Genomic DNA, 3,281 nt, shown 5'->3' on the forward strand with positions numbered 1-3,281 from the left:
GATCTTTAACAAACTGAAGAAGCCGAATATATAAAGACGGCGAGAAGGAAGCGTAGAGTTAACTCTTTACGTGGACGGATCGTCATCTTGGGTATTTGATTGTATCTAGGCTACGTCGCCATATCAAAAGGGGCGGTGTAGTCGTCGCACAAACACACTTGTTGTTTTGGTGATCTAGGTTACTGAAATGATAGGGTCAAGCGACTAAGTGCATCTGGTGGATGCCTTGGCGATCATAGGCGAAGAAGGACGTGTAAGCCTGCGAAAAGCGCGGGGGAGCTGGCAATAGAGCTTTGATCCCGCGATGTCCGAATGGGGAAACCCCTCCGCAAGGAGATCCCAGACTGAATCCATAGGTCTGAGGAGGCGAACGCAGCGAACTGAAACATCTAAGTAGCTGCAGGAAAAGAAATCAACCGAGATTCCGTTAGTAGTGGCGAGCGAACGCGGAAGAGCCTGTACGTGTTATGGATTGTGTTAGTGGAAGGTTCATGGAAAGGACCGCCATAGTGGGTGATAGCCCCGTACACGAAAACGCATTCCAAGGACTAGGCGTACGATAAGTAGGGCGGGACACGAGAAATCCTGTCTGAAGATGGGGGGACCATCCTCCAAGGCTAAATACTCATGATCGACCGATAGTGAACCAGTACCGTGAGGGAAAGGCGAAAAGAACCCCGGGAGGGGAGTGAAATAGAACCTGAAACCGGATGCATACAAACAGTGGGAGCGGACTTGTTCCGTGACTGCGTACCTTTTGTATAATGGGTCAGCGACTTACGTTCAGTAGCGAGCTTAACCGAATAGGGGAGGCGTAGGGAAACCGAGTCCGAATAGGGCGCTTTAGTTGCTGGGCGTAGACCCGAAACCGAGTGATCTATCCATGGCCAGGATGAAGGTGCGGTAACACGCACTGGAGGTCCGAACCCACTAGTGTTGCAAAACTAGGGGATGAGCTGTGGATAGGGGTGAAAGGCTAAACAAACTCGGAGATAGCTGGTTCTCCCCGAAAACTATTTAGGTAGTGCCTCATGTATCACTTCCGGGGGTAAAGCACTGTTATGGCTAGGGGGTCATTGCGATTTACCAAACCATGGCAAACTCTGAATACCGGAAAGTGCGAGCATGGGAGACAGACGGTGGGTGCTAACGTCCATCGTCAAGAGGGAAACAACCCAGACCGCCAGCTAAGGTCCCAAATGATCAGTTAAGTGGTAAACGAGGTGGGAAGGCATAGACAGCCAGGATGTTGGCTTAGAAGCAGCCATCATTTAAAGAAAGCGTAATAGCTCACTGGTCGAGTCGTCCTGCGCGGAAGATGTAACGGGGCTCAAACTGATAACCGAAGCTGCGGATTTGCACGTAAGTGCAGATGGTAGGGGAGCGTTCTGTAGGTCTGTGAAGGTGTCTCGTAAGGGATGCTGGAGATATCAGAAGTGCGAATGCTGACATGAGTAGCGATAAAGCGGGTGAAAAGCCCGCTCGCCGAAAGCCCAAGGTTTCCTACGCAACGTTCATCGGCGTAGGGTGAGTCGGCCCCTAAGGCGAGGCTGAAAAGCGTAGTCGATGGGAAACGGGTTAAAATTCCCGTACTTTTATGCAGTGCGATGTGGGGACGGAGAAGGTTAGGTCATCAGACTGTTGGAATAGTCTGTTTAAGCCGGTAGGCTGGGGTGGTAGGCAAATCCGCCGCCCCTTAAGGCCGAGACGTGATGACGAGGGTCTACGGACCTGAAGTGACTGATACCACGCTTCCAGGAAAAGCCACTAAGCTTCAGCTGCATAAGAACCGTACCGCAAACCGACACAGGTGGGCAGGATGAGAATTCTAAGGCGCTTGAGAGAACTCAGGAGAAGGAACTCGGCAAATTGATACCGTAACTTCGGGAGAAGGTATGCCTCTTAGAGTGAATCCCCTGCGGGAGGAGCTTTGAGAGGTCGCAGAGAATCGGTGGCTGCGACTGTTTAACAAAAACACAGCACTGTGCCAACACGAAAGTGGACGTATACGGTGTGACGCCTGCCCGGTGCTGGAAGGTTAAGTGATGGGGTGCAAGCTCTTGATCGAAGCCCCAGTAAACGGCGGCCGTAACTATAACGGTCCTAAGGTAGCGAAATTCCTTGTCGGGTAAGTTCCGACCCGCACGAATGGCGTAACGATGGCCACACTGTCTCCTCCTGAGACTCAGCGAAGTTGAAGTGTTTGTGAAGATGCAATCTCCCCGCTGCTAGACGGAAAGACCCCGTGAACCTTTACTGTAGCTTTGCATTGGACTTTGAACAGACTTGTGTAGGATAGGTGGGAGGCTATGAAGTGGGAACGCTAGTTCTCATGGAGCCGTCCTTGAAATACCACCCTGGTGTGTTTGAGGTTCTAACCTTGGTCCGTGATCCGGATTGGGGACAGTGCATGGTAGGCAGTTTGACTGGGGCGGTCTCCTCCCAAAGTGTAACGGAGGAGTTCGAAGGTTACCTAGGTACGGTCGGAAATCGTGCTGATAGTGCAATGGCAAAAGGTAGCTTAACTGCGAGACCGACAAGTCGAGCAGGTGCGAAAGCAGGACATAGTGATCCGGTGGTTCTGAATGGAAGGGCCATCGCTCAACGGATAAAAGGTACTCCGGGGATAACAGGCTGATACCGCCCAAGAGTTCACATCGACGGCGGTGTTTGGCACCTCGATGTCGGCTCATCACATCCTGGGGCTGTAGCCGGTCCCAAGGGTATGGCTGTTCGCCATTTAAAGTGGTACGTGAGCTGGGTTCAAAACGTCGTGAGACAGTTTGGTCCCTATCTGCAGTGGGCGTTGGAAGTTTGACGGGGGCTGCTCCTAGTACGAGAGGACCGGAGTGGACGCACCTCTGGTGTACCGGTTGTGACGCCAGTCGCATTGCCGGGTAGCTAAGTGCGGAAGAGATAACCGCTGAAAGCATCTAAGCGGGAAACTCGCCTGAAGATGAGACTTCCCTGAGGGCTTGACCCTCCTGAAGAGTCGTTCGAGACCAGGACGTTGATAGGTCGGGTGTGGAAGCGCTGTGAGGCGTTAAGCTAACCGATACTAATTGCTCGTGAGGCTTGATCCTATCATTTGAGTGGCTTGGGAAACCGAGTGACGAGATGGTGGTTGTGCGACACAATTGAATACCGAATATATGTGGGTTGATCGAGTATCGACCTAGGCTTCTTCAAGTTTGTACCAGTTTATGTCTGGTGGCCATAGCGAGGTGGTCCCACGCCTTCCCATCCCGAACAGGACCGTGAAACGCCTTAGCGCCGATGAT

2 rRNA genes are annotated in these 3,281 nt (G+C 52.2%); both read left to right on the top strand.

What is annotated here, in order from left to right:
• Positions 1-194: 194 nt before the first annotated feature.
• Positions 195-3,083, top strand: a 23S ribosomal RNA gene (locus ACODRW_RS24190).
• 123 nt (positions 3,084-3,206) lie between these two features.
• Positions 3,207-3,281, top strand: a 5S ribosomal RNA gene (gene rrf, locus ACODRW_RS24195); the annotation flags it as partial.

It is taken from the genome of Chromobacterium sp. FG89, assembly GCF_057808735.1.